This window comes from Paraglaciecola chathamensis S18K6, from assembly GCA_000314955.1.
In the GTDB taxonomy this organism is placed as follows: domain Bacteria; phylum Pseudomonadota; class Gammaproteobacteria; order Enterobacterales; family Alteromonadaceae; genus Paraglaciecola; species Paraglaciecola chathamensis.
On record BAEM01000045.1, the window covers coordinates 1 to 24,009 of the forward strand.

Below are 24,009 nucleotides of genomic sequence, written 5' to 3' on the forward strand. Positions count from 1 at the left end.
TTACACTGCGTTGCATGACTTCGAAAGAGAACAACTATTCATTCAGTCATGCGCCTTGTTTAAGTCCTTTTAAACTCTCGCTGAGTGATCACTTATTAACGTGGAATGGTATAATTGTCATAACGTCACCTAATCGCTTACTTTGAATAGTGCTTCATGACCATGGTCGATGCGTCTATTTTTGCCATAAAATCTGAGGCGGCCGGTACTTGCATAAAACTGCGCATAGAGGCTTCAGCGTCTTCCTCTGTCACCCAGTGCACTACAACTAGCCATTCACCATTTTGTCCCTTGGCTGTTTCACGCGAAATAAACCCCGGCTGCTTAGCCACATGTTCCACTTCTACAGCCTTATCAATTGGTGCAAACGCCTCATATGTCACGCCTTCTTTCAATGTAAACGTTGCTACTTCAATCACCTCTGCATAGCTCAATGTTGGAATTAATAACGCCAGACTTAATAGCACTTGAGTAATCATCTTCATCTTATTCTCCGTATCTTCTTTTCAATTTTTTAACGTGACGTTGTAATAAGTACTACAACGCGTAACGCACACCAATCACCACTTCGTGACTGGCTATATCATCGATTTTAAAGCCGTCAGTGAACGAGTCTTGTCCCGTATTGATGTCGCCAAACGAGGCATATTGGTATTCACCGTATAGACTAAATTTTTGTGTGATTTGGTAATTTCCACCAAAGCCCACATTCCACGTAAATTGGGTAGCATCACCGTCGGCGTATGCATCATAATAACCGTCTACTGCTCCATCGAACGCATCGAAGCCAGCAACTCCCTGCCCACCTAAGCGCGCAGAATAACTGTTATCGGAAACGCCCACTCCAACTTTTATATACGGCGTGAAAGCGGTCTTATTTGGGAAGTCGTAAAAGCCTTCCACGGTTAGCGTTGTACTCTGAATATCGCCATCAAGAATGTATTCTTGACCTTCGCGCGTACCAGTACCGAATTGTGTTTCGCTAAAGCTACCTTCTCGATAGCTTAAGCGCCCTTCGATTCGAAAGTTATCATCGAATTTGTATCCTAAACCAATCCCACCGACCACGCCGTCCCCGGCATCAAATTCAGCTGGGAAATCAGCATCAACAGCGATGTTTTGACCAATGGCTTCAGAATCATTCACCTGTTGGCTATAGCCTACCTGTCCTGAAACATAAAAACCGACCTCAGATTTATCCGCTTGGGCAATTTCCTGTGCGTAAACCAAAGTAGGCAATGCAGATGTAAGCGCAGTGGCGGCAACCAATGCAGTATTGCGACATTTCATAGTGACTCCAATCAGTGTTTTTTTGCTTCAAAAACGTTTCAAAGCAATCTTTAAATGGGTTAGTGCTAAGTACGGAGCTATTATGACGTTTACAAATTGATATGAATATGCACAATAAACACATTTAACTATTCCGAAAAACAGAACAATGATTAATTACCTACGCCATATGGCGGTATTCGTAAAAGTGGTAGATGAAGGGGCCTTTCGCGCTGCTGCCCGTGAGTTAGGTGTGGCGCCTTCTAGAGTGAGTGAAACAGTGTCAGATCTAGAACAATACTTAGGCGTTACACTTTTCTATCGAACAACACGCAAACTGTTTTTAACCAACGAGGGCCAGCGTTTTTACGCACATGTGGTGAATATTACAAAAAGTGCTGAGTTAGGCGTCAATGAGCTCAACAGTCGTACTCAAGATTTGATCGGAGAACTTAAAGTTTCGCTCCCGGCATTTTTAGCGTCGTCTGCACTGTCGAGTGCGATTGCTGAATTTGCTCACCAATATCCCAAGGTGTCATTGCATATTAATTACACAGATACGAAAGTGGATATCCTAAAAGAAGGGCTTGATATGTGTATTCGTGCGGGTTGGCTGCAAGACAGCTCAATGATGTCCCGCAAGCTAGGAGAAAGTAGGCGCTTTTTGGTAGCAGGAAAAGCCTATGTCGATGCTCGCCCACTCGCTAAGCATCCATCAGATTTAGCCGACTGGGATTGGGTGCACTTTAGCATGCGTAACACCACTACCGAGTTTGTCTCTAAAAAAGGCGACGTAGCAAGCGTCACTGAAAAAACACGTATCAAGCTAAATAGCGCCGGGGCTTTACTGCATTTTGTTGAGCAGAATTTGGGGCTCACTATTTTACCAGAGCACTTAGTGACTCAAGGAATAAAATCCGGCGAACTGGTACATGTATTACCCCAATGGGAGATAAAGCCTCTTGGTATTTACGCTCTATGGCCTGACGCTTCTCGCAGAGAGAACCTCACCCTACAATTGGTGCGATTTTTAGCAGAGCGAGACTTATCCTAAATCTCGCTAGAGTTTAAAACGATACAATTACGTTTACTCAGCCTCACCTTTTGGCTCGCCTGCATATTTTTTGGGCATTTCTTTGATGTACAAATCGTGTTTCGAGTAAGGGATCTCAATTTTACGCTGCCTAAATTGTTTAAATATTTCGCTGTTTAAAATGTCTATGACTCGACCTCGAAGTGCTGGTTTGGTTATCCATACCAGTAATTCAAATTCCAGAGCAGATGCACCATAACGACGAAAGCGCACTCTTGGTTCTGGATCTTCACATACATATTCTTTTTCTGTTAACGCGATTTGCATCAAGACTTCACGAACCTCATCAATATCCGCATCGTACGACACACCCACAGGTACTCGGCAGCGAGATTTCTCATGCGGCCCACCAGATTCGTTAATGATTTTAGAGTTGCCCATGACAGAGTTCGGGATTGTGACCTCCACATCTTCACGGGTCAGCATTCGCGTACTGCGCATGCCGATATGGGTGACCTCCCCGCGTTCACCAGAATCAAGCACAATGTAATCGCCAATCTTATAAGGGGCATCAGCCATGATGAACACGCCCGAAAACAGATTAGCTAAGGTGTCTTTAGCAGCAAAGCCCACAGCGATACCAACAATCCCCGCTGATGCCAGCCAAGCAGTCATGTCAACGCCCCAAACCGAAAAAACGAAGTACACACAAAGCACTAAAATAATGATGTTTACCAAGTTTAAAAACAGAGGCAGTGTTTTATTGTTCACGGCGTGAAAACGGTTGGGATTGAGGGCAATTTTGCGCAGTACTACGTGGTTTGCGCGCAAAAAGAATGCGGTCCAAATCAAGATTGCTACCGACTGCAGCGAGGAAAAAATGATATATCCACTGAGCTCAGACGGAGCAACAATAGACGCCGCACTGGAAAACCCCATTAACAATAAGCTGTAGTAAATTGGTGTATGCAGTAGGTTTAAAAAACTGCTATCTAAACTTACATGAATACGTGCAATAAAGGCTTTAAGCCCCACCATCAATACGTATTTAAATATCGACGCGACGATAAATGAAAGCGCAATGACAAGCCCGGCTTGGGTGTAAATATTGTCTCCGAAAATCTCTAGAAATGGGGTTATTGCTTGGTTTAACTGCTCAAACATGTAGGTGTTTCCACGAATTTTATAGGAAGTATAAGCGAATGCGCTTTTTATAGCAGTATAAGCGCCAGCGCAACACTTATCCTAACGTCCAATTCAACCAAGATCAGATGGAAAGTTTAAAGGGCCAGTCATTTCTGCTGTACCTTTTTCGTGGTGAAAACGTCCGACAGGAACAGCATGGAAGTGAAAAGCATAGCCCATGATGACTTTCGATACGTTATGCGCACAAGTAAGAGTGTTAAACTGTAGCTATGCTCGCATCAATCCTTTGCTATTTTAACCAGAAGCTCGTCGATGGCTATCCGGCGGTACTTATCGGCAATGGGTCTATCTGCGCGCGGTGGAGCTTGTTTGGCCCGTAATAAGTAAGCTTTTGCGTCTTCACTATCTCCATCGTTAAATAAAAACTCACCAAAGAAAAAGTTAGTATCAATGCTAAATGGATGACGCTCTACAGCTTTACTCAACAATTTCTTGGCTTCTTTGTCACTGCCGAAGCTCAACGGCCAACCTGGTACCTTGTGGTACAGCGTACCTAATGAGAAGGTCGCAACGCCTTCTAAGGCGTCCCCGTCAAGTTTGAGAGATTTTTCAAACGAAGCTTTGGCTTTTTTAGCTAGCGAAAGGGCGTCAGTACCGCCGATTGCCGCAGCCGAAGTGGACTGGCAAATACCTAACCAGGCCCAATAGCCCGCATTTTTTGGCTCGCTGAGAACCAGTTCATTCGCTCGGCTGACAAGTGAGGTAAATGCCGTAATTTGCTCATCGCCCGTCATGGTATAATTCACTTTTGCCCAGCGCTGTTGCAATGCATGCAGCTCAGGCGTAACGCCAACATCAAGTTCGATACCCTCCGCGAGCGCGCTGTTCAGGTCACTATTTAACACACCGTTCTCGCTAATCGTGCTACCACTGGCTCCGTTTTCAAAGGGGAGCTCAGCGTGAGCGAATGTTGATGCTAGGCTGCAGGTAAACAATGAAATCGCAATTACGCTGTTTATCGTCGCTACTCTATGGAAAGTTTCAACCTTTGTTTTACTCACTTAGTTTTACTCACTGTATTATGTCTGCCTTTGTGTTGAGCACTGGCTATTAAAACCGGTTAGTAAAAAGTGCATATCAGTCATTCTCAGCATACTTCGATATGCAAAGCCATCGCATTTAAACCGTGAGCAATTAGCCATGCAGGCTAATAACAATCGACTTATAAGCCGGTGTATTGCTCTTATCTGCCACGCTGCCAAGTGGTATTAAGTCGTTCGTTTCAGGGTAATACGCCGCAGCGCACCCTCTTGGAATACCATATTCAACCAAAGCAAAATCAGTCACTTCACGTAACGCAGCTTTGTCATGTGGCCAATGACTACGAATCCTTACACGTTGACCGGCTTTTAAGCCTAATTCTTCCATATCTAAGCGATTCACAAACAACACTTTACGTGTACCGTGAATACCACGATAACGATCGTTATTGGTATACACAGTGGTGTTGAATTGGTCATGACTGCGGATAGTCATCATCAATAAGTGCCCCGCTGGCACGTCAATGTTTTCAATATCGTGTACCACAAAGTTGGCTTTACCTGTGGCGGTAGCAAATTGACGCGCATCTCTGACCGCATTAGGCAACACAAATTCGCCTAATTCATCAATGCGCTGATTAAAGTTTTCAAAGCCAGGGATCACATTGGCGATATGGTCGCGTATGAGACGATAATCTGAGCGAAATGCTAGCCAGCCCAACTCGTCGTTTGGAAGTGTATTAACAGCAAGCTCTGCAAGAATATCGATTTCACTTTTGAGTAGCTCAGATGCAGGAGGAATTTTACCGTGGGACGTTTGCACTACCCCCATGGAATTTTCAACCGTAATCGTTTGAATACCGCTGGCTTGGGTATCAATTTCAGTACGTCCTAAGGCGGGTAATATTAACGCTTGCTTGCCAGTATGTAAGTGTGACCGATTAAGCTTAGTGGATACTTGCACCGTTAATTCACACTGCCTTAAGCCTGCATCGTTAGCTTGGTGATCTGGCATGGCTCTGAAAAAGTTTCCACCAAGGGCGAACAAGACTTTTATTTGTCCTTTTTGCATGCCGTGAACGGTTTCGACTGCGTCTACGCCGTTCTCTCGAGGCGGGCTAAAATGAAATTCTTTTTCCAGCGCATCTAAAAATTTAGGATCTGGTTTCTCCCATATACCCATGGTGCGGTCGCCTTGCACATTACTGTGACCTCGCACTGGGCATACGCCGGCGCCGGGCTTGCCTAAATTCCCTTGCAACATTAAAAAGTTCGTCATCAATTGAATATTGGCCACCGCATTTTTGTGTTGGGTCATGCCCATTGCCCAACAACAAATCGTCTTTTTAGAGGCACACGCAATATCTGCAGCCTGTTCAATCTGCGCTTGCGTTAGCCCACTGCCTTGTTCAATAGCGTGCCAAGTCGTTTGCTCTATATCACTTTTAAACGCGTCAAAACCATGGCAATAGTGCTCAATAAATTCATGATCTAGCACTGGCTGATGATGACTGTCACGCTCTATCAATGACTTGCACAACCCTTTGAGTAAGGCCACATCACCATTGATTTTAACTGGCAAATACAGGTCGCGTAACGCGGTTCCCTTTCCTACCACCCCAGACACCTCTTGGGGGTTTTTAAATCGTTTTAATCCTGTTTCATCCAGCGGGTTAATCGCAACAATTTTAGCCCCTCGGCGCTTTGCATCTTGTAGCGATGACAACATACGTGGGTGATTTGTCCCCGGATTTTGCCCAAAGACAAAAATCGCTTCAGCGTGCTCTAAATCCTCAAGACTCACCGTGCCCTTACCAACACCTATGGTTTCCCCGAGGCCAACACCACTTGATTCATGGCACATGTTTGAACAATCAGGCAGATTATTGGTGCCAAATTTGCGCACAAATAATTGATATAAAAAGGCTGCTTCGTTGCCTGTGCGTCCCGAGGTATAAAACGCTGCTTCATTCGGGCTTTGCAGTGCGTTTAATTGCTGAGCAATAAGTTTAAATGCCTCAGCCCACTCGATTGGCTGATAATGACTCGCGCCTTCTGGCAGCCACATTGGTTGTACTAATCGCCCTTGATCATTCAGCCAGCGATCAGATTGGCCACGCATTTTATCTACACTGTGCTTTGCAAAAAATGCCGCATCTGCACGCTTGGTCGTCGCCTCATCCGCAACGGCTTTTGCGCCATTTTCACAAAATTCAAACGTAGCGCGCTTTTTAAGTGGGTCAGGCCAAGCACAACCTGGGCAATCAAACCCTTCAATTTGGTTTAAATCCGATAATAACCGCGTGCCTTTAATGGGGCCGGCTTTGGTGGTCACATTCTTGTATGCAGACAATACCGCAGGGATCCCCGCGGCCCACTCTTTGGGCTGACTGATCTCAATACGCTGGCTATCCGCAGGATCAAATGAGGGTGATTTTGCTGCCTCTGGCGATTCGGTTTTCATTTTGGCTCCTTAAACAACGTTCACTTGCCTGTAGCGACAAGCAATGCGTTATGATTCTATATTTGGTAACTCACTACACAATTCTGTGATCACAAGTGTATACATTGATACGGTTTTGACCGATGAAGCCCGCTATGCAAATATCGCATTCTTGAGCCAGCTCAATAGCTAAGCTAGAGGGAGCGCCCATGGCCAAAATCATACCTATGTTGGCCATGGCTGCTTTTTGCACTATATCAAAGCTTATCCGCGAACTTATCACCACACCATATTCGGGCGCTTTTTCAGCCGGTTTTTCAGAAGTTATCTCAGCCCCTTGATTAAGCGTTTTTTTCGGTATTAATAGCGACAAGTTTGCCCCGATAAGTTTATCAAGTGCATTGTGCCGACCAATGTCTTCTCGCACATCGACAAGTTCACTATGGTACGTATGCGCTTTGCCTAGGATAAATAACCCAGCACCGTGGCACCCGCCAGTGAGTGCAAAAACACCTTGCTGGCTACGCAAGTTAGCGGCCAAAGAGAATACTTCACGGGCAGTTAGTTTAGTTCTACTTTGCGTTTCTTGAGCTGGGATTTTATCAAGCAAAACATCAATTGAGCGCTGCCCACAGACACCACAACCTGAATTGACGTATTCAATGTGACTGCCCCCTTGGCTGTGCAGCGAATGAATGTCGAAGTGTGATTGGGGATGCAAAGTAACTAAAACTTGATTAGCCGTACTACCTTTAACGCGCCCGCTGCCAGTGTGGGTAATACGCTGTACGTCTGCATCATTATCAAGTAAACCACTGGTATGTAGCCAGCCTTTGACCAAGGCAATATCGTCCCCTGGGCTGCGCATGGTGGTCAGTAGCAAGCTTGCTTTACCTGCTTGTTTAAGGGGGTGTTTTAGCCAAATTTCAAGGGGCTCTTCACTGGCAACTTGGTCGTCTATTGGCAGTCGTTCGTGACTTTTTTGGAGCTCAAGGCCTTTTGCGGGCTCAAGGCTGTTCCCCTCTTGTTTAAAAGAAGGCGCATTGGTGGATAACAAGCGGGTTATGGGAAATGTTTTGACTCTGATCACCTTTAAGTAAAAGAAAATAAATCAGTGCTGACTGCCCTTGCTGAACTATATGATGACGCGCGCGAAACCAAAATGTGCACACGCAAAAAATGGTCTGCTTGCTCAACGGTTAAAAAATCAAACCCGATGCGCCTAATATTAAAATCCAGCTAGCGAAAAACAGTTTTAGATGTGTAGGTGAGAAATGCAGCACTAAACGTTTCGCTAAGATCCCCCCGATCACAGCGCCTGGCCCAGCAAACAACACAACAGGCCAATAAACAGCTTGACTGATCATGACATGATGTACCACACCTGACCACACAGTCGCAGCGCTCAATATCACCGCACATGCAATAGAAAATGTCACATTAAAACCGCGCATGATTAAGTAGACAGCGAGTAGCTCTCCTACACCGATTGACAAATATGCCGTAATTACGCCGCCACAAATACAAATAATCGGTAACAAAATACTATCTAACCGTCGTAATTGGGTTATCAGTGAGCCACGGCCCGCCAGCGCCACCATTAAAAACATACTTATTGCGAGCATGATAGAAAACACACCAAAGCCAATGTGTAACTTATCGCCTTGGGCAAGTGCGCCAAACCAACTAGGGTTAAATTGCGCGGTTAATAATCCAGCCACAGAAGCAGGAATACTCAGTAATAATACCGGATACAAGCTTTGCCACTGCTGAATGTGCAAGGTTTCTGTGCGCTGGGCATCTGAATATTGCGCTGCGCTATCGTCAAATTGCTCTATTGCTTGCACGTTATCGCCACTTTGCGCCAAGTGAAAGCGCCACCATGTCACCGCTCCGGCAGTCATACCAAAACACTGAATGGCAAAACTGGTGGCGACTGTTGCGCTAGGAGATAAGCCCATTTGATTAAAGAAAGGTACGAACACCACACCACCGCCGGCACCGGTCGCATTCGCGAAAACGGCACCGAGTATGCCTAAAAACGTAAAACCAGCATACTGTACAAACAAGCGAATAGGCTCTTGTTGAAGCGCAAATACAACGCACCATATTAGGATCAAGAAACCACGAATTTGCCCAGCAGAAAATTGAGAAAACATTGAATTTACACTACATTTTGATATCGACAGCACTTTGCCAGAAAACCCAAATTCTGGCAAAGTAATTCAGTTAATCACGGATGTTCGCATTGAATGCTCGCAGGTATTTTTATTCAACTTTCCCCTCCCCTTTGTTACGTTTATCACAGCTCGGCTTACCACAGTGAGGACTTTGTCTTGTATGCTTGTGTTTTATTAAAATGATCCAAACGAGAGCGCTAAAGCGCAATGGTTAATTTAAACAACACTAACGAAAGCTGGGTGCTGACGTTGTCACCCAATCGCTCAGCAAACTGGGCACAAACCAAACTATTGATAGCTGTAGTGGCGTTTATGGTGCTGATGATAGCGTTAGCCTGGGCATTTGTGGGAGCTTGGTTAATTCTGCCTTTTGCTGGCATTGAGGTGGGCTTGTTGTGGTATATCTCGTATCGTGTGTCACTTTTCACTTATCAGCAGCAAGTCATTACCATCAGCGAAGGTATTATTAAGTTACAAGCGGGTACGTATCGGCCACGCAAGAGCTGGCGTTTTATTCGTCAGCAAACTTATGTAGGGCTAGTGAAAGCCAGTGGCCAATTTGACTGCATTCAACTGCGTTTTGTTGATGACACCCAGCAGGTAGTATTCGGTGAGTTTTTAAATCAAAGCGACCGCTTAATTGTATTAGCGCACTTAAAAGCGGTGCCAATTCAGGTATTAAATGACAAATGGTGGCAAGCCTAACCCGCCACCTTCGCCTTCACTGTGTTGAACGACTAATACCAATCCGCATTAATAAGTGCCCCCTCAGAATGCGTCCAGCGGTTTTTGATTAAGGCGTCGCTATAAAGTAATGGTTGTTCCCTTTCGAATAGTGAGAACGCAGAGCAAAAGCTGCTGGGGCATTCCTTTCAGGCGAGTTTTAAAAGGGCTTACACTGCGTTGCATGACTTCGAAAGAGAACAACTATTCATTCAGTCATGCGCCTTGTTTAAGCCCTTTTAAACTCTCGCTGAGTGATCACTTACTAACGTGGAATGGTATAAAAGGTTAATACGTTAATTTCTTCATTATTCAATGTGCCAGCCAAACCTTGTTGATACAATTCTTGAATAGCCTTGGCCCCTTGGTATTCCACTACTTGAATCTTATCCTGCATATTAGCGTTAAAGCTGCTCCAAGCTTTAGCATAACGTTCATTAAACCCTTCTCGGGTCCATTCTTCAGTACGCTTTTTCACTTGATGGGGAGCAAAAAACAGCTGCCCGTGTAATTTGCCTTTGGGCTTATTAGTCTGTGATTTCACATCAGTGGCGCCAATAAAGACTTCACGAGACAGTTTGTCCCCTAACAGGTCTTGTAAATCAAGCAGCAACTGCTTGTTACCCGCAAAATCGAGCACCCAGCTTTCACCGTCTCGGCTTATCTGCTCAATATCCTTGTATTCGAGTACCTCGTCGTAACAGCCAAAGGATTCAGTCAAGGCTTTGTTTGCTGCGCTGGTTAACCCCACCACCCGATAATGGCCGCCGCGCTGTGCTTTGTGCTTCATAAGCAAATGTGCACAGCCGTAGGCCGTTTTGCTTGATGCACTGGTGAGTAACACAGTCGTTACTTTGTCGCTGATATGCTCGCCAACAAAGTCATCCAGTACGAAGGAGGTCATAAACAAGGGGCGATAATTCAATAACCAAGCTTTAGAATCTTCTTGGTAGGACGGGTCTTGTGCGCAGCGTAAATAATTGTCATACACAGGAGAACTGCTGACGCGCTGTGGGTGATTGTCAAAAAAGCTCACGTCATTGGCTTTATCAACATTGACCAACAAGTGCGTACCCATAGGGAAATAACCGTATACCACTTCCCCCACTTGGGCCCGGGGATGCTTAGACGCGATTACTGTGCCAAAGCCCCACACAGGCACTATGCCCCATTGTTCGTTTGCGGGAAAAAAGCCCCAGTAGCCCATTTTTTCACCGGTTACGGCATAGCTGATATTGTTTGCAGAAAAACCAAAACTGTCGACTTTGAGGATCGCTTGACCGTCTTGCAGTGCAGCGGTGTCTATTTGACCTTGAACCACTTTGGTTTGTGATATATCTGCTTTGTTTACCCAAATCTCTGTACTGTTTAGTTGTGTATCGTTGTGCTTATTATCTGACATGAGATGTGTCCTTGTTGTGAGAATCGCCAAAAGAGGTAGCGACAAGAAAGCTCGAACGATTATAGGGATGTAGTGAAATTTTTATGCTACAAAATCCATCATATTTGTGAATACGCGCACATAACAGCGACTAATTTCTGCGCAATCACCTTATTAATCAGGGATAAACCATGCCAATAATCAACACTGAAACACGCTTCATTTCGCTAAAATCACTGGTATCACACGCCGCTACGATGTTGTTGCTTACCACCGGTTTTAGTGCGCACTCAGCACCCACCCAGAGCTGTGCACAGCAGGCAGTGACCTTACAAGTGCTGGGCTCTGGTGGCCCAGAATTAAACGATGACCGAGTGTCTTCTAGCTATTTAATCTGGCATAAAAACAAAGCCAGAATATTGATTGATGCGGGGCCCGGTAGTAGCGTTAATTTTGGCGCTTCAGGGGCAGATTTCACTGATGTTCAGGCGGTACTGTTAACCCATTTACATGTTGATCATAGCGCAGATTTACCCGCCTACGTGAAAGGTTCATATTTTACTCAGCGCAACGAAGAAATAACGGTATATGGGCCAAGTGCAAATGCGTTAATGCCAAGTACAAGCGATTATTTAGCCAGTTTAATGGGCAATGAGGGAGCGTTTGCTTATTTGAGCGATTACACAGACGCCAGCAGTCAAGCAGATTATCATATCAAGGCACAGAACATTCCGCTGACACCGATAAAGCAACACAGTGAAAAACTTAGCGAAGATATCACTATTACTGCTATTCCCGTACATCACGGGCCCGTTGCCGCAGTCGCGTGGCGAGTGGATATAGGCACCTGCAGCATCACCTTTTCAGGGGATATGAGTAACAAAAACAATGTCTTGGCAACACTGGCCAAGGACAGTGATATTTTGGTCATGCATAACGCCGTCCCGCAAAGTGCAACCGGCGCAGCCATTAACTTACACATGCGCCCACTGGATATAGGAAAAATAGCCAACCAGGCCAATGCTAAGCGCGTGGTTTTATCACACTTTATGAACCGTACGCGCAATGACACCCAAGCTACGCTAAAATTCGTTCAGCAGCATTATTCAGGAAAAGTAGAAATAGCAACGGATATGGCTAGGTTTTAATGTGTTTTGAAATACGCTGATACGCTTGGCTTTTTATGGCTTTAAAGAAGATAATCTATCAGCCAGATGAACTATACCCGTTAAAATAAAAAGCCGCCGCATTCAATGATGCTTGGCGGCTTTATATGTCACTGGGCACAACAAGGCCAGTAAGCAGCTTACGTAAACGTGTTTATTATTCGCCTTCTTGCTGCCTAACTTGTTGTATTTCACTTTGCATTTCTTCGGCAATGGCTTGTACTTGCGGCATAATATCTCGCATGGCTTGCTGACCTGCCATCATAGAGTCTCGCATTACTAATGGCATTTTTTGGGTCATGCTCTTACCCACATCCGACTGATAAAATTCAATCAAGCCGTCGATCTCAGTCTGATTAAAATGAGTCAGGTAGACATTGATCATTGGCTCTTTGAATTGATCCCACGTCATATTTTCTTTGAGCAAGTTATCAATTTTCCCCATGTACTTTTCAAATGCGGGCCTTTCTTGCTCAGAAATATTCATTTGGCTCGCCATGTTGTTAAACATGCTACTCACCTGCCCTTGCATCGATTCCATGATTTTTGATACATCGGTTAACATCATCAGCTTTTCAACAGATTCGCGGCTTGCCTTAGACTCGGCATGTGCAGTAAAGGTAAAGCACGTCAGTGCTACCAGTAAAATTGTAAACTTCATTTTTAATCCTTTAGGTTTGAGAGCATTTTTTGAAGGCAAAATGTGTCACCCGCCTTCCACTTGAGGTATTCCTGATACTTATATTTTGCCATCAAGATAAAATAACCTTCGTCATATCAGTTGGTCATCTCAGCAAATAGCGGCCTCTAGCATAAACCATTTTTACCCCCCTATGTTTAATTCACACTCAAAAAATATTTACTAAAGATGTATCAAAAATCACCCAGCGAATACGACAACCAAAAATTTTTATATAGACATATATGGACGCTCCCGATATGTCCTGATTACTTTTTTTAGCATTCATCATTTATGACGGGCTCTGTAATGGCGTTTATGTCAGGTACCTTAATGGCGTTAATTTACAGAAGCGTTTGTTCAAAATGAGCTTTTTTGTCGACCATAAAAAAAATCCGGTAAATAAGATTTACCGGATTTCGCTTAATGTATATGACTGATTAGCAATTCATTAGTTTAAAAACGCGCTGTGACCTTGGCGTGATAATAGCGGCCCATTACGTCGTAAACTTCAGGTACCGTATTGGCATTGTTCCATGAGTAGATATAAGGAGGCGTTTTATCGAACAAGTTGTCGATGCCTGCTGAAACCGACCATGTGTCATTCATAAAATATTGCCCAGCTATATCGTGATAGGTAACAGAACCCACAGTCTGCACTAAATCATATGCTGCGTAATAATCATCGGTCATACTACCGATATAACGCGCTTTGTAGCTTGCCGTCCAATCATCCTGACTGATTTTAATGCCTAAATTCGACTTCCACTTGGCAAATCCACCATTGGTTCCGTCAATTTTACCTGTATATTCTACTTCGTCCTCTGTGTATTCAAGCAAACGAGTGGCATCTAAATCTATGCCCCAATCAAATCCCATGGCTTCAAAAGCGTAAGTCACGTTCATATCAACGCCGCGTGTTTCAACCGTACCCACGTTCGTCAATGGTGACTCCATGTAATCAATATTGCCGGTGATTTCATTACGGGTGATGCTTAACACATCGCAGTAACTTGTTTCGCCAGCATAGCATTGATCCAAATAAGTCTGCGTTGAAATGCGAGATATAGCATTGCTCACTTCAATATTGAAGTAGTCAACCGTAGCCGAAAACCCTTCAATAAATTGCGGGTTGTACACCAAGCCTAGGGTAAAGGTATCGGCTTCTTCTGGGGTCAAATTGGCCACAGTGGTATAGGTGTTTTCAATTTGCCCATCGCTGTACACAAAGTTTGTATTGTTGATTTGCGCCGCACAGGTTTGATACAAAGTTGAGCTAGCATCGCCAGCGCCGTAACCTGAACATGGATCAGTTAAGTAATCGTACGAGCCAACATCGCCGCCGTACAGCTCATCAACAGTTGGCGCGCGAAACGCAGTAGAGGCAACTCCGCGCAACATCAAATCATCATTCACGTGCCAGCTCAGTCCCAATTTCCAGGTTGTATCAGAATCAAACGTACTGTAGTCAAACCAACGAATGGCCGCATCAACAGATAAGCTTTTCACTAGGGGCAAATCAGCTAATAAAGGCACAGCGAATTCAGCGTAGATTTGTGTAGTATCAAAGTCTCCTGATGTAGGATCTTGAGCAGAAGCGCTACCGTCTCCCGCAACCGTAACGGCATCTGGCTGATACCAACCTTTTTCTCGGCGATATTCAGCGCCTGCAGCAAAACCAACAAAACCAGCCGGAAGCTCAAGTAAATCACCAGAAAGGTTAAGGTTTACGATGTTAAATTCATTACCGCCACTGGCTTGATCCGTATAAGAAATATAGTCGATGGTGTCAGTTGACAACTCGCCTTCGTTGACAAACCAATCTTGGCACGGAATGCTTACGTCATTACAAATTGACGCGTCCATGGTGTTGTAGAGCTTGGTTAAGTTTATGTAGTTTGAAGAGCGATCGGTCGCATCGTTGCGCCCGTAAGAATAAGACACGTCCCAATCGTAGCCAGATCCAACATCCCATACACCTTGCGCCCCCAACACCACACGCAGTGTATCGGTCACCTGATCAAATACGCGATCCCCCACTTCTGTCATGCGTCGGCGCATAGAGGTAGCAGTACCAAATGGATTACCGGTTGCATCAGCAGTTAGTATGGCTTCAATAGGTGACGGCGCCATCTGTTGAGTCGATGTACGCTTGGTATACAATGATTCAAAGTATATTTGTGTATCTTCCGCGATATCGTAATTGGCATTGGCAAATAGCCCTACTCGCTGTTGCGGTGTATAAAGGTATGAGCTATCTGCATAATTGTACGCCTCGTATCCTTCTGACCAGTTCTTGTCACTGTCTAAGGTTCCCCATCCATCTCCGGAATTGTAATTCCCGCCAGGAATATAAGAGCTACCGCTTAGGCATGCTCCTGTGTCGTCGAGTTCGTTATCAGGACACGCTGAGAAACCGCGATTTCCCTGCATTGCGGTGCCACGGTCCACGTAGCTCAAGCCGATTACAAAGTTGCCTTTATCACTGCTGCCGCCTGTGACTAAGCTGATATCCCCAGTGTTCGCATCTCCTTGCGCCGAACCTGCGTAACCAACCGATAACTCGAGTCCTTCAAAATTGGTTTTGGTAATAATATTAACGACGCCAGCGACAGCATCAGAGCCATATACTGCGGATGCTCCGTCTTTAAGTACTTCAATGCGTTCAATTGCTGCCAGTGGTATCGTATTTAAGTCAACCGCTGAGTCTGCCCCTGTACCTGAATTCACCATTCTTCGGCCATTCACCAAAACTAAAGTCCGGCTAATGCCAAGTCCTCGTAAATTAATACGAGCAGCGCCGGCACCACCATTATTAGTGGCGGCTCCCGTTGCCATTCCGCTAGAAGCAGTGCTTTGCTGCAATACTTGCTCAACGGATGTAAAGCCGCCTAATGTTATGTCTTGTGCACTAATGATCGATACTGGGCTAGCCGATTCAAGATCCGTGCGCTTAATGCGAGAGCCTGTTATTTGAATTTTCTCAACTGACTTGGCTTGCTCATCAGATGTCTGCGCTGAAACAAAACCACTTGGTAATAGCATTGCGGAACTAGTGACCAGTAAAGAAAAGCGGATTGAACGCGCCAATAGGTTATTTTTAAACATTTTTAATTCCCTAAAGCACACCAACACTAAATAAATTTAATGAATGGGCTTTATTATTATTTTATTGGTTACATCGTGTGTAGATTTACTTATTTGGGGAGTACCCAAGCGCGGAATTAAGCACCGAGCATAAGAATGAATCAAATCAAAACGGGAAAAAAAGCCGCAATATTACAATAATTTACGCTTCACTTACTCAGGCATGACAGTCACTGACACTAACTTGCATAACTATGCAAAAAAGAATAAAAATTAGGCAGGTAAGAAAGAAGAAAAATAATTTTAGAATGTTATATCTAGGAGGACTTTAATTTCCCCCTCTTAAGAAAATAGAACATCTCGCTAGATAACCCTTTACACGCAAAGGGCAAACAATACAATCACGAATTAAAAAGATAAGGCAATGAGTGTTGTTATTGTTTATTTTAAAAACTAGCCTGAAACAGACCAAATTAATAACATGCAATACAAATAGATAAAAATGCACTTTTTATGCACATTCTTTACGCGCAATTTACACTAATACTATGCATTTTATGGAGTGAGTTCGGCATAATACCCATCGACAGCGTAGTGAACTGTTATGTACCTCCCTGGTGCTTATAGCTGCTAGTTGATATCAACTAGCAGCCTTCTTTCTCTCATGCTTAAGCCAACCTACTCACTCCCAAAAGTCGATTAAAAACCTAAACATCATTCACAAAGTAAATATAAAATAACTAAATAGCACCCTAAATTTAGAACCAATAACCTCTTTCAACGTGCTACTAATAACCGGTCGTCGTGTGTTTGATATATACGACGTGCAAGATACATATTAAAAAGCCACAGAGGATAGTAAAAAGCGATACATCTCACACTCTTTTCGTCACCACGTAAAATATTCGTAAAGCAATCAGTGAACGAATACCAATCCGCATTAACAAACGGCCTCGTCAGAATGAGCCCAGCGACTTTGATTAAAGTGTCGCGATGTACTAATGGTTTTTCTCTTTTAAATCGTGAGAACTTTCAAGTAGTGAGCGCTTCTAAATAGTGAGCGCTTCTAAATAGTGAGCGCTTTCAAATAGTGAGTTCGCAGCGTAAAAGCTACTGGGGCATTTCTGTCAGATGAGCTTCAAGGGGCGTCCCTTGTGTTTTAAGGCTTTGAAAAAGAACACTATTCATTCAGTCATGCGCTTTGTTTACGCCTTTAAACTCACGCTGAGTGCGCACTTATTAACGTGGAATGGTATAACGGGTAAATAACTCAATTTGTGTCAACTAAATATTCAAGCAGTTTTAATGTGGCTTTTTCATCTGGGCTGAAATACTTCGTTTTAGTGCGCTTAAGTTGCTTGCGAAAATAAGCCAAGGTTCTTCCACTTTCATAATGGAATATCACATTGGGATGAATATAGTTTGCACGGCACACCGCAGGCGTATTCCCTAGCTCACTCGCCACTTTCTTAACCGCTGCCAAAACATTACTTTGGCTGAGCTTTTGATCATTCGCAGGGCCAATTTGCTCAAGTGCAACAGCCATAAGCACAGTTCCCGCCCAGGTTCTAAAATCCTTCGCGCTAAAGTCCTCCCCCATCACTTGGGCAATATATTGGTTCAAATCCTGGGAGGTTACTTTTTTGCGCTCCCCCTCTGGTAACTTAATATCGAACAACTCATAACCTGTCATTTTCTCAAGTTGTGTTAACACCTTGGCCACGTGTTTATCGTCTACTTCTCTGTGTTGTTGCTGATGGCTTTTCCCTACGTAATCAAACTCCACATGATTACCTGAAATATTCATATGTTTAACCCTTAACGTCGTAAGCCCGTAGGTTTCATTATCTTTGGTATAAGTGGGGTTACCAGGGCGAAAAAAAGCATCATCGAGCATACGCGTCATGCAAGCCAGCACCACTTTTTCATCAATGGGTCGCTGAGTGATATGCTGCCCAGTGACGCGGCGCATAGTCGATAACGCTTTAGCGAAGCGTAATATACGTTCAAATTTTTGCTCGCTCGCCTGCTCGGTCCATTTGGGGTTATAAATATATTGCTTGCGATTTTGTGCATCTCGGCCAACAGCAAAAACCTTAGCGCTTCGATCGAGATCAATTTGCACCTCTTGCCATGCAGGCGGTATCGCTAGACTCTTCACCCAGCGCCTAATGCCTTTATTTTTAACGGTTTTACCAGACGGATACTGGTAGGTGAACGTATCTCCGAAAGGTTTGCGAATGATAAAATTTTCCATTTTCCCCCCTAAGCCACAGGCGTTAATCTTGCGCAATTATTTTCTCGTTGAATACATTAATACCTTTTTTATCTCAAGTGAGTTCAGCGCTACTACTACTTTTTTTTGTAAATAACTTTTTTGTGGGTAACAAACCCTTCCGTTTCCTACCAATAAATACGTATTCGAGCGTTAGCATATTCTCACCAGTGATCAAAGCAAACGAAATGGGTTCACTTGACTCGGTAGAACAAACGCTCCACCCTGCCAAGTAGAATGAATACTCTACCTTAGTAAATATTGGAATTCGAACATGTTAAAAGCGCAAATTGCACAGCGTTTAGAAGCAGTATTTAGCCAGTACGGCTTCGCCGAAGCGAGTGTGTCTCAATTAAAGACTGCGTGTGATGTAAGTTTGCGCACACTATATAAACATTACCCTTCCAAGGAATTAATGATAGTGGCCGCCCTGAATCACAGACATCAACGCTATTTGGCATTTTTATCAGCACCATCAGTGAACAAAGGTGAAGCACGCATTCTGGCTATATTTGAAAGGCTCAATGATTGGATGAGTGAATTTGCTCCACACGGTTGCATGTCACTTAGTGCACTGGCTGCCTTTCCTGAGAATGAAGAAATAAAAACAGCCGTTGCAAAGCACAAAGACGATGTCCGCATACTGCTAGGCGAGCAAGCCATGCGGCCTGATTTAGCGACGGTGCTTTTCATACTGCATGAAGGCGTTTCCAGCGTTTGGCCCATTATGGGGTACTCATCAATCGAATCAGCCAATGGCGTCATTAAACAGTTAATGGAGCAAAGTAAAAATGCATAATACTTCAAGCACATCGAACATTCCCAAACACATGAAAGGGGTACTATTAACAGGGCACGGCGGCCCAGAAATGCTTCAATATAAGGAAGACATCCCAGTGCCCTCCCCTAAAGCTTATGAAGTACTTATACGAGTCAAGGCTGCAGGGGTTAACAATACAGATATCAATACACGAACAGCTTGGTACTCTAAAAGCGATGGCAGTGATACCGATGCGAGTTGGTCGGGCAGTGCTTTAACCTTCCCCTTTATACAAGGGGCGGATGTATGCGGTGAAATTGTTGCACTGGGAAGTGAAGTAAACAACAAGCGCATTGGTGAGCGGGTATTAATAGAGCCCTGCCTACAACACGTCAACGGCGAGAAGCTAGAAACACCTTGGTACTTTGGCTCAGAGTGCAATGGCGGCTTTGCTGAGTATACAGTGGTTGATGCTCGTCATGCTGTGTGTATTAACAGTGAATTAAGCGATCTCGAATTAGCCACTTTCCCCTGTTCCTATTCGACGGCTGAAAACATGCTCACGCGTACTCAATTAGCCGCGAACGAACGCGTGTTGATCACAGGTGCATCTGGCGGTGTTGGCTCCGCAGCCATTCAATTGGCAAAAGCCCGTGGCGCTTATGTCATTGCCGTTACCAGCCCAGCCAAAAAAGAGCAGCTATTGGCTTTAGGCGCTGATGAAGTCATTCACCGTGATGCTGACTTAACAGCAACACTTGGGGCAAATAGCGTTGACGTAGTCATTGATTTAGTGGCCGGCCCAACATGGCCTAAATTGCTCGACGTGCTTAAATGCCATGGCCGATACGCGGTTTCTGGTGCGATAGCCGGCCCTATCGTCGAACTAGACATACGAACGCTTTATTTAAAAGATCTCAGTTTTTACGGCTGCACCATTCTTGAGCCTGAGGTGTTTCAAAACCTAATAAATTGTATTGAGCAGAAAAAGATTGCCCCTATCCTTGCCCAGTCATTCCCATTAAACGAGATAGGCCAAGCACAACAGAGCTTCCTTGAGAAAAAACATGTTGGTAAAATAGTGCTTTCTTGTACTGAGTAAATCTAGCAGAAAGCTAAATGCACTTGAATGATAGCAGTGCTAATCGATAGCGCTGTTATCTAAAGGCAGGTTTAGGTTCTGCTTGCCGAGCGCGGTAAAAACACGCAAACTGAAAACACTACGGCCCTTAGCAAGTTTATTTAAGCACTTTTTCGATACCTAATGATACTGTCACTTCAAACATTCGCCACAGAGCACAAAGCGAGTCTAATACACAACTTAAACACCCCTAATGTGACTCGCTATTTGTCGAGCCGCATTCCCTCCCCTTATACAGAAGATGACGCCACTTGGTGGATTGAGCATGGAAGCAAAAATGGCATTATTCGCGCAATTGAAGTGGACGGTGAATTTGTTGGCTGTATCGGTGCTGAGCCCGGCAAATTTGAATACGCCTATTCAGCTGAGGTCGGCTACTGGTTGGCTGAGCCGTTTTGGGGCAAGGGCTGCGGTTCAAAAGCGCTTTCGTTACTGGTTAACGAAGTGAAAAATAACAGTGAGATAGTGCGCTTACACGCCAGTGTATTTGAAGGTAATCAGGCATCTTGCAAGGTGCTAGAAAATTGCGGCTTTATATTAGAAGGTAGGTTTAAAAAGGCGGTCTACAAGCAAGGAGAGTTTTATAATACGCACCTTTACGCCAAGGTAATTCGGTAGCCGGACTGCATGCTTATCAGCCTCATTTAACATTAAACTTCGTACATTTGTAACATGCCCTTTAGTAACTAAATGCATGACTGTGTGGATCAACCCAAGAGAACATTGCTAAAGTAACTGCCACTCTATTGACTATCAAAGTTAGGAAGACGATTTGCAACAGTCAGCATTAAAAGTACTCGCAGGGCCTATTTTAAAAAAACTTAGCGTCGATCACGTGACGTTGTGGCTGGTGACTTCCCAACCCGTTGACCTTACGCTGACTTTGTTACCAGAGGGCGAAACAAAACGCACTTTCCCTCTCAAGCAAACTCCTTTTAAGCACAACACACAAACACGTGATAAAACCTCCTCTACCACATTACCTGAACACAGGTGTATACAGGTAGGCGAGCATTTTTATATTCACTTGGTGCATTTATCTTTGGCATCTCCCCTGCCTACTGACTGCTGGGTGGGCTATCAACTCGCCTTCCACAATGAACACAACGCTGGTGTTACCTTAACCGAGTTACTTAGCGATATTTGCTACCCTGAGCGCGACACGCCGGGTTTTGTTGTACATACTAAATTACGAAAAATGCTGCATGGCTCTTGTCGCAAACCCCATCATGACAGCCCTGATGGTTTAGTGATTGCAGATAACCTGTTAAGTAGCTTGCAAGAAGAGCCACTTCAGTGGCCTAGCTTGCTAATGATGACCGGAGATCAAATATACGCTGATGATGTGGCGACGCCTATGTTAGCGGCAATTCACAGTGTTATTCCTACACTGGGAATTGATAATGAAACCTTTGCTGACTCAACCGTTGCCGACAGCCGCTCTTTGCACAGTGAACAGGCACTGTACAACCACAGAGTGCAAATTTTGCCGAATGATAAGCACAGTCAAAAATTAACAATTCCGCTTTTCAAATCCGCTGAAAAACCTGTTTTCACCACAGTGCATGCCAATAATCATCTTGTATCGTTCGCGGAAGTGATCACCATGTATTTACTGTGCTGGTCGCCGCAATGCTGGGAAAATGCCTGTACCGAAAAACCACAGTCGATCGATAAACAATCGGCAAGCGGCGCACAAACGGTAGATGAATATCAAAATGAACTGAGACTAATTGAACAGTTTGTCTCTGGTTTGTCACAAGCGAGGCGAGTAATGGCTCACCTACCCTGCCCCATGATGTTTGACGATCACGATGTGACTGATGATTGGAATCTTACCGCAGATTGGGAACAAACTGCTTATGGTAACGATTTCTCAAGGCGTATTATCGGCAACGCCCTAATGGCCTATTTACTGTGTCAGGGATGGGGCAATTCGCCGTACAGTTTCAGTGATGAATTACTGAGCAAAGTGCAAACCAGTCTAAATGACTTAGGCTGCGCTGAGCACGATGACACCATTAGCGAATTACTAGAGTTTGAGCAATGGCATTATCAATGGCCGACCTCGCCTAAATTATTGGTGCTAGACACCCGCACCCAGCGTTGGTGGTCAGAATCGAATGCCAACAAGCCGTCAGGTTTGATGGATTGGGAATCACTTACTGAATTGCAGCAAGCTTTGATCAATGAACCTGCCGTGGTGCTGGTCTCCCCAGCGCCGATATTTGGGGTAAAACTCATCGAAGCTATTCAACGTGTTTTCACCCGTATCGGAAAACCCCTGATGGTGGATGCAGAGAACTGGATGGCACACCCGGGCAGTGCAAATTACCTACTTAATTTATTCACCCACCGGAAAACCCCACAGAACTTCGTGATTTTGTCGGGGGATGTGCACTATTCCTATGCGTACCATGTAAAGCTAAAGCGCAGACGAAACAGCCCAGATATTTGGCAAATCACCAGCAGCGGCTTACGGAACACTTTCCCAGAAGGTTTGCTCAATTGGCTCGACCGATTAAACCGCTGGCTGTACGCGCCGTATTCGCCTTTAAACATATTTACCAAACGGCGAAATATGCGCGTCACACCATTAAAACCGTCTCACGCTTCGGCCGGTGAACGATTAGTTAATGGCTCGGGCGTGGGGTTAGTTGAACTAGACAACGAAGGAAAGCCAATACAGATCAGCCAACTATTAGCAGATAAAAAAATACATTTCGAGCACGATGATTAACGCGTTATAAGAAAAATGTATTTCTAGTTCAATTCAACCAAGTAATGATATTTGTCACTGCGACAGCGACTAACACGATATTCCATGGGCTTGTCGTTTAGCGATTGCGCAATACGCGTGACTTCCAAAAGAGGCTCGCCCAACTTGATATTGAGCATATCTACATCATTTTGCGTGGCCAGTTCCGCTTTAATACTGTCGCGAATAGTGTGTACCGTTAAATTAAAATTCGTTTGATAAAAATGATATAGGGTATGAGGCACTTCTTTTTCATCGAGTAACGCCTTGAACCACTTATGAGGCAAATAAATCGTTTCCGCGATACAAAACTCATCTTCTAGAATACGACGCCTAACCAACACAATAACTTTATCTTTGGCCTTCAATGTTAAGGCGGCAGCCACTTTTTTGCTGGCGGTTTGGGTCGTAATAGACAACAACTCTGCTTTGGGTAGTTCAGGGTTTTTACCATCGCCAATAAGAGGATAAAAACGATACAAACCGTGGTGCCCTGTGTGCTCAGATACAAACGTTCCTATGCCTTGTTTACGGGTCAGTATTTTAGAGCTCGTTAGGCTGTTTAGTGCTTTGCGCACCGTCCCCTGGCTCACGCCAAATTCGCTGGCAAGTTGGAATTCATTCGGCAGCATTTCACCGGGCTTCCAGCGTTGCTCAACGATAAGTTGAGTGACTTGCTCCTCTACTTGTTTATATAGAGGCTGGAAAGCTAAACCAGGACGGCTGAGTTTATTGTCAAAGCGATTTTCGTTCATATACGGCAAATTTGTTGAAACAAAAGATAAGAGTAATATTAACTGTATGTCTTATACAAGATATTATCGTTTGGTTTACATTTATCTTTCCTTTGCGAGTGATTAAAATCAAAATCTACTGCGATTCTTGGGCCTTTTATCGCAAATAACCATATATAATCAGCAGCGTAAAT

19 protein-coding genes are annotated in these 24,009 nt (G+C 44.4%); 7 read left to right on the top strand and 12 right to left on the bottom strand.

Annotated elements, in window-relative coordinates; all coding sequences use genetic code 11:
• Positions 1–137: 137 nt before the first annotated feature.
• Positions 138–485, bottom strand: coding sequence for an antibiotic biosynthesis monooxygenase family protein (locus tag GCHA_RS17210; protein WP_007990540.1), 348 nt, complete (start codon positions 483–485; stop codon positions 138–140).
• A gap of 52 nt (positions 486–537) precedes the next feature.
• On the bottom strand, positions 538–1,290 hold the full coding sequence (locus GCHA_RS17215) for an outer membrane protein (RefSeq protein ID WP_007990542.1): 753 nt from the start codon (positions 1,288–1,290) through the stop codon (positions 538–540).
• Positions 1,291–1,438: 148 nt separating this feature from the next.
• Between GCHA_RS17215 and GCHA_RS17220 the strand changes: the two genes are divergently transcribed.
• A complete protein-coding gene (locus tag GCHA_RS17220) occupies positions 1,439–2,323 on the top strand; it encodes a LysR family transcriptional regulator (protein WP_007990544.1) in 885 nt (294 codons plus the stop codon).
• Positions 2,324–2,356: 33 nt separating this feature from the next.
• Here the strand turns inward: GCHA_RS17220 and GCHA_RS17225 are convergent, their stop codons facing one another.
• From GCHA_RS17225 to GCHA_RS17245, 5 genes are all read right to left on the bottom strand, one after another.
• Positions 2,357–3,466 carry a mechanosensitive ion channel family protein gene (locus GCHA_RS17225; protein ID WP_007990545.1) on the bottom strand — a complete coding sequence of 370 codons (1,110 nt, stop codon included), beginning with the start codon at positions 3,464–3,466 and terminating at the stop codon, positions 2,357–2,359.
• Between the two features lie 260 nt (positions 3,467–3,726).
• Positions 3,727–4,509 (bottom strand): tetratricopeptide repeat protein, encoded by a 783-nt coding sequence (locus GCHA_RS17230; protein ID WP_039992720.1) that lies wholly within the window; start codon positions 4,507–4,509, stop codon positions 3,727–3,729.
• 133 nt (positions 4,510–4,642) lie between these two features.
• Positions 4,643–6,952, bottom strand: coding sequence for an FdhF/YdeP family oxidoreductase (locus GCHA_RS17235; protein WP_007990548.1), 2,310 nt, complete (start codon positions 6,950–6,952; stop codon positions 4,643–4,645).
• Positions 6,953–7,025: 73 nt separating this feature from the next.
• Positions 7,026–8,021, bottom strand: a complete 996-nt coding sequence (locus GCHA_RS17240) for a formate dehydrogenase accessory sulfurtransferase FdhD (RefSeq protein ID WP_039992722.1) — start codon at positions 8,019–8,021, stop codon at positions 7,026–7,028.
• A 109-nt stretch (positions 8,022–8,130) separates the two neighbouring features.
• The gene (locus GCHA_RS17245) at positions 8,131–9,090 is read right to left on the bottom strand and encodes a sulfite exporter TauE/SafE family protein (protein WP_007990550.1); all 960 of its coding nucleotides are present in this window, start codon (positions 9,088–9,090) and stop codon (positions 8,131–8,133) included.
• 228 nt (positions 9,091–9,318) lie between these two features.
• On the opposite strand from GCHA_RS17245, the gene GCHA_RS17250 reads away from it, so the two are divergent.
• On the top strand, positions 9,319–9,816 hold the full coding sequence (locus GCHA_RS17250) for a DUF2244 domain-containing protein (RefSeq protein ID WP_007990551.1): 498 nt from the start codon (positions 9,319–9,321) through the stop codon (positions 9,814–9,816).
• Between the two features lie 283 nt (positions 9,817–10,099).
• Here GCHA_RS17250 and GCHA_RS17255 read toward each other — a convergent pair whose 3' ends face one another.
• A complete protein-coding gene (locus GCHA_RS17255) occupies positions 10,100–11,236 on the bottom strand; it encodes a DUF2855 family protein (RefSeq protein WP_007990552.1) in 1,137 nt (378 codons plus the stop codon).
• Positions 11,237–11,406: 170 nt separating this feature from the next.
• Between GCHA_RS17255 and GCHA_RS17260 the strand changes: the two genes are divergently transcribed.
• On the top strand, positions 11,407–12,363 hold the full coding sequence (locus GCHA_RS17260) for an MBL fold metallo-hydrolase (RefSeq protein ID WP_039992725.1): 957 nt from the start codon (positions 11,407–11,409) through the stop codon (positions 12,361–12,363).
• Positions 12,364–12,538: 175 nt separating this feature from the next.
• On the opposite strand, the gene GCHA_RS17265 is transcribed toward GCHA_RS17260, so the two are convergent.
• The 3 genes from GCHA_RS17265 to GCHA_RS17275 form a co-directional block, all read right to left on the bottom strand.
• Positions 12,539–13,042: a DUF2059 domain-containing protein gene (locus GCHA_RS17265; RefSeq protein ID WP_007990557.1), complete on the bottom strand. Its 504-nt coding sequence runs from the start codon at positions 13,040–13,042 to the stop codon at positions 12,539–12,541.
• Between the two features lie 474 nt (positions 13,043–13,516).
• The gene (locus GCHA_RS17270) at positions 13,517–16,168 is read right to left on the bottom strand and encodes a TonB-dependent receptor (protein WP_007990559.1); all 2,652 of its coding nucleotides are present in this window, start codon (positions 16,166–16,168) and stop codon (positions 13,517–13,519) included.
• Between the two features lie 1,249 nt (positions 16,169–17,417).
• Positions 17,418–18,404, bottom strand: coding sequence for a DNA topoisomerase IB (locus GCHA_RS17275; protein WP_193362834.1), 987 nt, complete (start codon positions 18,402–18,404; stop codon positions 17,418–17,420).
• Positions 18,405–18,696: 292 nt separating this feature from the next.
• On the opposite strand from GCHA_RS17275, the gene GCHA_RS17280 reads away from it, so the two are divergent.
• The 4 genes from GCHA_RS17280 (at position 18,697) to GCHA_RS17295 (ending at position 23,063) form a co-directional block, all read left to right on the top strand.
• On the top strand, positions 18,697–19,221 hold the full coding sequence (locus GCHA_RS17280; RefSeq protein ID WP_007990565.1) for a TetR/AcrR family transcriptional regulator: 525 nt from the start codon (positions 18,697–18,699) through the stop codon (positions 19,219–19,221).
• On the top strand, positions 19,214–20,284 hold the full coding sequence (locus GCHA_RS17285; RefSeq protein WP_007990567.1) for an alcohol dehydrogenase family protein: 1,071 nt from the start codon (positions 19,214–19,216) through the stop codon (positions 20,282–20,284). Before GCHA_RS17280 ends, GCHA_RS17285 begins: the two co-directional genes overlap by 8 nt.
• 162 nt (positions 20,285–20,446) lie before the next feature.
• On the top strand, positions 20,447–20,941 hold the full coding sequence (locus tag GCHA_RS17290) for a GNAT family N-acetyltransferase (RefSeq protein WP_007990568.1): 495 nt from the start codon (positions 20,447–20,449) through the stop codon (positions 20,939–20,941).
• 154 nt (positions 20,942–21,095) lie between these two features.
• Entirely contained in the window at positions 21,096–23,063 is a 1,968-nt protein-coding gene (locus tag GCHA_RS17295; protein WP_007990570.1) for an alkaline phosphatase D family protein, read from the top strand.
• Positions 23,064–23,086: 23 nt separating this feature from the next.
• Here the strand turns inward: GCHA_RS17295 and GCHA_RS17300 are convergent, their stop codons facing one another.
• Complete coding sequence (locus GCHA_RS17300) at positions 23,087–23,836, bottom strand: GntR family transcriptional regulator (RefSeq protein WP_007990571.1); 750 nt, start codon at positions 23,834–23,836, stop codon at positions 23,087–23,089.
• Positions 23,837–24,009 lie beyond the last annotated feature (173 nt).

Excerpts from the sequence above, each read along its gene's own strand:
- GCHA_RS17250 (WP_007990551.1), top strand. The coding sequence starts at position 9,319 with ATGGTTAATTTAAACAACACTAACGAAAGCTGGGTGCTGACGTTGTCA.
- GCHA_RS17265 (WP_007990557.1), bottom strand. The coding sequence starts at position 13,042 with ATGAAGTTTACAATTTTACTGGTAGCACTGACGTGCTTTACCTTTACT.
- GCHA_RS17290 (WP_007990568.1), top strand. The coding sequence starts at position 20,447 with ATGATACTGTCACTTCAAACATTCGCCACAGAGCACAAAGCGAGTCTA.
- GCHA_RS17255 (WP_007990552.1), bottom strand. The coding sequence starts at position 11,236 with ATGTCAGATAATAAGCACAACGATACACAACTAAACAGTACAGAGATT.
- GCHA_RS17275 (WP_193362834.1), bottom strand. The coding sequence starts at position 18,404 with ATGGAAAATTTTATCATTCGCAAACCTTTCGGAGATACGTTCACCTAC.
- GCHA_RS17280 (WP_007990565.1), top strand. The coding sequence starts at position 18,697 with ATGTTAAAAGCGCAAATTGCACAGCGTTTAGAAGCAGTATTTAGCCAG.
- GCHA_RS17285 (WP_007990567.1), top strand. The coding sequence starts at position 19,214 with ATGCATAATACTTCAAGCACATCGAACATTCCCAAACACATGAAAGGG.
- GCHA_RS17210 (WP_007990540.1), bottom strand. The coding sequence starts at position 485 with ATGAAGATGATTACTCAAGTGCTATTAAGTCTGGCGTTATTAATTCCA.
- GCHA_RS17235 (WP_007990548.1), bottom strand. The coding sequence starts at position 6,952 with ATGAAAACCGAATCGCCAGAGGCAGCAAAATCACCCTCATTTGATCCT.
- GCHA_RS17215 (WP_007990542.1), bottom strand. The coding sequence starts at position 1,290 with ATGAAATGTCGCAATACTGCATTGGTTGCCGCCACTGCGCTTACATCT.
- GCHA_RS17225 (WP_007990545.1), bottom strand. The coding sequence starts at position 3,466 with ATGTTTGAGCAGTTAAACCAAGCAATAACCCCATTTCTAGAGATTTTC.
- GCHA_RS17260 (WP_039992725.1), top strand. The coding sequence starts at position 11,407 with ATGCCAATAATCAACACTGAAACACGCTTCATTTCGCTAAAATCACTG.
- GCHA_RS17220 (WP_007990544.1), top strand. The coding sequence starts at position 1,439 with ATGATTAATTACCTACGCCATATGGCGGTATTCGTAAAAGTGGTAGAT.
- GCHA_RS17300 (WP_007990571.1), bottom strand. The coding sequence starts at position 23,836 with ATGAACGAAAATCGCTTTGACAATAAACTCAGCCGTCCTGGTTTAGCT.
- GCHA_RS17245 (WP_007990550.1), bottom strand. The coding sequence starts at position 9,090 with ATGTTTTCTCAATTTTCTGCTGGGCAAATTCGTGGTTTCTTGATCCTA.
- GCHA_RS17270 (WP_007990559.1), bottom strand. The coding sequence starts at position 16,168 with ATGTTTAAAAATAACCTATTGGCGCGTTCAATCCGCTTTTCTTTACTG.